Origin of the sequence: Stenotrophomonas sp., assembly GCF_032066555.1 — a bacterium.
Taxonomy (GTDB): Bacteria; Pseudomonadota; Gammaproteobacteria; order Xanthomonadales; family Xanthomonadaceae; genus Stenotrophomonas.
The window spans coordinates 59,363-65,132 of sequence record NZ_DAMBKV010000019.1 but is presented as its reverse complement, the minus strand read 5'-3'; the positions used below and the strand labels follow the sequence as shown (position 1 = coordinate 65,132).

Annotated in this window: 6 protein-coding genes; 2 read left to right on the top strand and 4 right to left on the bottom strand. The window is 63.4% G+C overall.

Annotated elements, in window-relative coordinates:
- Positions 1-186 precede the first annotated feature (186 nt).
- The 4 genes from amt to RT131_RS16810 form a co-directional block, all read right to left on the bottom strand.
- Positions 187-1,605 carry an ammonium transporter gene (amt, locus tag RT131_RS16825; protein ID WP_313173917.1) on the bottom strand — a complete coding sequence of 473 codons (1,419 nt, stop codon included), beginning with the start codon at positions 1,603-1,605 and terminating at the stop codon, positions 187-189.
- Positions 1,606-1,693: 88 nt separating this feature from the next.
- Positions 1,694-2,032, bottom strand: coding sequence for a P-II family nitrogen regulator (locus tag RT131_RS16820; RefSeq protein WP_057627937.1), 339 nt, complete (start codon positions 2,030-2,032; stop codon positions 1,694-1,696).
- 364 nt (positions 2,033-2,396) lie between these two features.
- Entirely contained in the window at positions 2,397-3,806 is a 1,410-nt protein-coding gene (gene glnA, locus RT131_RS16815) for a type I glutamate--ammonia ligase (protein ID WP_313173916.1), read from the bottom strand.
- Complete coding sequence (locus RT131_RS16810) at positions 3,787-3,981, bottom strand: hypothetical protein (RefSeq protein ID WP_313173915.1); 195 nt, start codon at positions 3,979-3,981, stop codon at positions 3,787-3,789. Before RT131_RS16810 ends, glnA begins: the two co-directional genes overlap by 20 nt.
- Positions 3,982-4,019: 38 nt before the next feature.
- On the opposite strand from RT131_RS16810, the gene RT131_RS16805 reads away from it, so the two are divergent.
- Both RT131_RS16805 and RT131_RS16800 read left to right on the top strand, forming a co-directional pair.
- Positions 4,020-4,814, top strand: coding sequence for an undecaprenyl-diphosphate phosphatase (locus tag RT131_RS16805; RefSeq protein ID WP_313173914.1), 795 nt, complete (start codon positions 4,020-4,022; stop codon positions 4,812-4,814).
- Between the two features lie 84 nt (positions 4,815-4,898).
- On the top strand, positions 4,899-5,708 hold the full coding sequence (locus RT131_RS16800) for an META and DUF4377 domain-containing protein (protein WP_313173913.1): 810 nt from the start codon (positions 4,899-4,901) through the stop codon (positions 5,706-5,708).
- Positions 5,709-5,770: the final 62 nt, after the last annotated feature.

The window sequence follows — 5,770 nt, the reverse complement described above, 5'->3', positions numbered from 1 at the left end:
CAGGGGCTTTCCCGGTAACGCCTCAAAAGCTGCCCTCACCCCAACCCCTCTCCCGCACGCGGGAGAGGGGCTTCAGAGCGGTAGTGCCGAGCCATGCTCGGCAGGGGCTTTCCCGGTAACGCCTCAAAAGCTGCCCTCACCCCAACCCCTCTCCCGTTAAACGGGAGAGGGGCTTTGAGCAACAGCTTATGCCTCGTAGGCCGATTCGCCATGGGTGGTCACGTCCAGGCCGGTGCGTTCGGCCTCTTCGCTGACACGCAGGCCAACCAGCGCGCGGACCACCAGCAGGATGACGGCAGTGACGACGGCCGACCACAACACGGTGAAGCCCACGCTGACCACCTGCACCCACAGCTGGTGGCCGATATCCAGATCAACCTTGGTACCACCCAGCGACTGCGCGCTGAAAACGCCGGTGAGGATGGCGCCAACAATGCCGCCCACGCCATGCACGCCGAATACGTCGGCGGTGTCGTCGGCCTTCAACAGCCGCTTCAAGCCGGTCACGCCCCAGACGCAGACCATGCCGGTGACGAAACCAATCACGATGGCGCCCAACGGCCCCACCGTGCCGCAGGCCGGGGTTACACCAACCAGCCCGGCAACCGCACCCGAAGCCGCGCCCAGTGCCGAGGGATGGCCCTTGGTGATCGCTTCCACCAGCGTCCAGCCCAGCACCGCGGCGGCCGTCGCCAGCACCGTGTTGATGAAGGCCAGCGAGGCCACGGTGTCGGCAGCAGCAGCCGAGCCGGCGTTGAAACCGAACCAGCCCACCCACAGCAGCATCGCGCCGATCCAGGTCAGCGGCAGGTTGTGCGGCTTCAACGCGGTCTGGCCATAGCCCAGGCGCTTGCCGACGAACCATGCGGCCACCAGGCCGGCAACACCGGCGTTGATGTGCACCACGGTGCCACCTGCAAAGTCGATCGCGCCCATCTCACCGAGATAGCCGCCACCCCAGACGATGTGCGCCATCGGGATATAGCTCAGGGTGAACCACAGCGCGGAGAACAGCAGCACCGCACGGAACTTGATGCGTTCGGCGAAGGCACCGACGATCAGTGCTGTGGTGATGCCGGCGAAGGTCGACTGGAAGGCGACGAACAGGAAGTCCGGCAGGCCAGCGATCGGCGTATTGCCCACCGAGTCCGGGGTGAAGCCCTTGAGGAAGGCAAACTCGGTGAAAGAACCAAAGAACTGGTTGCCGGCACTGAACACCGCGCTATAGCCATAGGCCACCCACAGCATCAGCACCAGCGAGAACACCACCAGCACTTGGCTTAGCACGGATAGTACGTTCTTGGCCCGCACCAGGCCGCCATAGAACAGGGCCAGGCCGGGTACGACCATCATCAAGACCAGCAAGGTGGCGGTGAGCATCCACGCCACGTCGCCCTTGTCGAAACTGGGTGTTGCTTCTGCAGCGGCTGCGGGTACGGCCGCTGCCGGTTCGGCCGCCGCTTCCGTGGTGCTTGCAGGCTGGGCCTGCGTTTCCTGTGCCCATGCCGTGCTGGAAAACATACCCAGCAGCAGCACGCTGAGCATGAAAGACAGGCACAGGCCTCCGAACCGGGTGTTCAACCCGGTGAAAAATTCCGTTCGCATTGTCGACTCCGGTTGTGGGGGTGGAACCTGCCAGCGACCCGTTGTCACCTGGCGGTCGCTGCCGCCGGAGGACGGGGCGGTGCGGTTCTTACAGCGCGTCTGCGCCTGTTTCGCCGGTGCGGATACGCACCACCTGCTCAAGCGCGGTAACGAAGATCTTGCCGTCACCAATCTTGCCGGTGCCGGCGGCGCCCTGCAGCGCTTCGATCACCGCCTCGACGTTGTCGTCGGTGACGGCGGTCTCGATGCGGATCTTGGGAAGGAAATCGACGACATATTCAGCGCCACGGTACAGCTCGGTGTGGCCTTTCTGCCGCCCAAAGCCCTTGACCTCGGTGACGGTGATGCCGGAAACGCCTGCGGCGCCGAGGGCTTCACGCACTTCGTCGAGCTTGAATGGGCGGATGATCGCGGAGATTAATTTCATGCGCATGTCCCGATATGGAGGAGACCGGCCTGCGGCTGCGGGCCGGCATCGTGTCTTCCACCGGCCGCTGTGCGGCCGCTGGCTGTTGCGCCGAACGCATCATGGGCCTGGCTGTTGCTGCCGGCAGTGCTGCCGGCCGCTACAACCACGCGGGAGGGAGGACTGGCCCATGCCGCGCGCTCGGATTCTCTTGCCCCTGCAGGTGTGTTGCCGGCTGCTGCATACCTTTGTGCTCCCCAGCAACAAAGGCGGCGGCGATGACGCAGATGGGAGGGGGAGGGTCCACGCCACCGCCGCCTAATAACAGCTAGCAACTACACCTGGTGTTGCCGGCGGCCAGCGCAATGCGCTGGCCGCCGTTACATCAGCTTGCGTAATACAGCTGGTATTCCAGCGGATGGGTCGCCGCGCGGAACGCGGTGACTTCCTTCATCTTCAACGCGATGTAGGCATCGATGAAGTCGTCGCTCATCACGCCACCGGCCTTGAGGAACTCGCGGTCCTTGTCCAGTGCTTCCAGCGCCTGGTCCAGCGAGGAGCAGACCTGCGGGATCAGCTTCTCTTCTTCCGGCGGCAAGTCGTACAGATCCTTGTCGCTCGGTGCGCCCGGGTCGATCTGGTTCTTGATGCCGTCCAGGCCGGCCATCATCAGCGCGGTGAAGGTCAGGTAGCCGGACTGGATCGGATCCGGGAAACGCATTTCGATGCGGCGTGCCTTCGGGTTGGACACCCACGGAATGCGGCACGAGGCTGAGCGGTTGCGGGCCGAGTAAGCCAGCATCACCGGTGCCTCGAAGCCCGGCACCAGGCGCTTGTAGCTGTTGGTGCCGGAGTTGGTGAAGGCGTTGATGGCACGAGCGTGCTTGAAGATGCCGCCGATGTACCACAGCGCCATCTGGCTCAGGCCGCCGTAGCCGTCACCGGAGAACAGGTTGGCGCCGCCCTTGGCCAGCGACTGGTGCACGTGCATGCCGCTGCCGTTGTCGCCGACCAGCGGCTTGGGCATGAAGGTCACGGTCTTGCCGTTGCGGTGGGCAACGTTCTTGATGACGTGCTTCATGCGCTGCAGTTCATCGGCCTTGGTGACCAGGGTGTTGAACTTGGCACCGATCTCGCACTGGCCGGCATTGGCCACTTCGTGGTGGTGCACTTCGACTTCGATGCCGACCTTTTCCAGCACCTTGCACATCTCGGCGCGGATATCGTGCAGCGAGTCGGTCGGCGGCACCGGGAAGTAGCCGCCCTTCACTGTCGGGCGGTAGCCGCTGTTGGTGCCGTCGTAGCTCTTGCCGGTATTCCAGGAGCCTTCCTCGGAGTTGATCTTGAAGAAGGTGTGGCCCATGTCGTTGGCGAACTGGACCGAATCGAAGATGAAGAATTCCGGCTCCGGGCCGAAGAAGGCCAGGTCGGCGATACCCGAGGACTTCAGGTACGACTCGGCGCGCTTGGCGATGCCGCGCGGGCAGCGGCCGTAGCCCTGCATGGTGGCCGGGTCCAGCACGTCACAGGTCAGCACCAGGGTCGGGTCGGCGTAGAACGGATCCAGGTAGGCGCTGTCGGCGTCCGGCATCAGCACCATGTCCGACTCGGCGATGCCCTTCCAACCGGCGATGGAGCTGCCATCGAACATCTTGCCTTCCTCGAACAGCGATGGCTCGATGATCGAGACCGGGAAGGTCACGTGCTGCTCGATGCCACGCATGTCGACGAAACGCAGGTCGATGAACTCGATCTGGTTGTCCTTGATCAGCTTCTCAACGTTTTCCAGGGACATCGGGTGAAACCTCGGATGGGTGGTGATGTGCAGGAATAAAAGCAAATGACGTGCCAACTTTTGTATCGCAATAAGCCATTGTTTTCATTGATATCAATGCAGCGCTGCAGGCGGCTTTGAGCACCATTTTGGTGCTGATTTCATTCCATGCACCATTCAGGTGCGCAACACGCAATGCTCTATGCTGTGCCCGCCTTTCCCATACCAACCCTCATGTCCGACCTGCTCTCCGCCCTGTTGCTGGGCATTCTTGAAGGCCTCACCGAATTTCTCCCGATTTCCAGTACCGGCCATCTGCTGATCGCCCAGCATTGGCTGGGCGCACGCTCGGACTTCTTCAACATCGTCATCCAGGCCGGCGCGATCCTCGCGGTGCTGCTGGCGTTCCGGCAGCGGCTGTGGTCCTTGGCCACCGGCTTGAACCAGCGTGAGAACCGCGACTACGTGATGAAGCTGGGCGTGGCCTTCCTGGTCACCGCCGTGGTCGGCCTGCCGGTGCGCCTGGCCGGCTGGGAACTGCCCGAAACCGTCACCCCGGTGGCGTGGGCGCTGGTCATCGGCGGCGTCTGGATGCTGATCGCCGAGCGTTTTGCCGGGCGCCTGCCGGACAGCGACACGGTGACCTGGAAGGTTGCCGTCGCCGTTGGCCTGGCGCAGGTGGTGGCCGGCGTCTTCCCCGGTACCTCGCGCTCGGCCGCGGCCATCTTCCTGGCCCTGCTGCTGGGCCTGACCCGTCGCGCCGCGGCCGCCGAGTTCGTGTTCCTGGTCGGCATTCCCACCATGTTCGCCGCCAGTGGCTACGCCTTGCTGGAAATGTTCAAGAAAGGCCAGCTGGGCAATGAAAACTGGGCCGACGTAGGCGTAGCCTTCGTGGCAGCGGCAATCACCGGTTTCATCGTGGTGAAGTGGCTGCTGAGCTATATCAAACGCCGCCCCTTCACCGGCTTTGCGCTATACCGCATCGCATTGGGCTTCGGCCTGCTGTTGTTTTTGCCTGCTGGCAACTGAACGTGCAGTCGCAAGTGCAACCCCGACAAACGGCCATGGCCGTTTGACGTTCTGACTTTTCCAACGCACCACAAGGAGTTCACCATGAAGCGCATTCTTCTGTTGGCACTGCCCATCGCCCTCATGACCGCCTGCAGCAATCCGCCGGCCAGCACCAAGAGCGAAACCGCAGCGACCCCCGACACCAGCACCGCCGCTCCTGCCGCGAACCTCGACACCACCCAGCTGGCTGCAAACCACTGGCTTCTGGACAACGCCGTGGACGCCAGCGGCAAGCGCATCGACGGCCTGTTCGTGCAGGCTGACAAGCCGCTGACCCTGGATTTCAAGGACAACCGCCTGTCGGTCAGCAATGCCTGCAACAACATCGGTGGCGGCTACACCCTGGAAGCCGGCGCGCTGACGGTTGGCAACCTGATGTCCACCAACAAGGCCTGCCAGGGCCCGCTGATGGCGCTCGATGGCCTGATCAGCGAGCGTCTGCAGGGCAAGCTGAGCGTGCGTGCACTGGATGCATCGGCGATGACCCTGGTCACCGAAAAGGGTGACGTGCTCAGCTTCCGCGCCGAGCCGACCGCTGAAACCCGCTACGGTGGCCCGGGCGAAACCGTGTTCCTGGAAGTCGAGCCGCAGACCAAGCCCTGCCCGCACCCGCTGATGAAGGACGCCACCTGCCTGCAGGTGCGTGAGGTGAAGTACAACGAGCAGGGCCTGGAACAGGGCAAGCGCGGTGAGTTCACCAACTTCTACGGCAACATCGAGGGCTATACCCACGAGCCGGGCGTCCGCAACGTGCTGCGCCTGAAGCGCTATGAGATCAAGAACCCGCCGGCTGACGCACCGTCGCAGGCCTATGTGCTGGACATGGTGGTGATGTCGGAAATGGCCAAATAAGCCATCGCCGTTGAACAAGCAGAAAGGGCGCCTTGCGGCGCCCTTTCTGCTTTGTAGAGCCG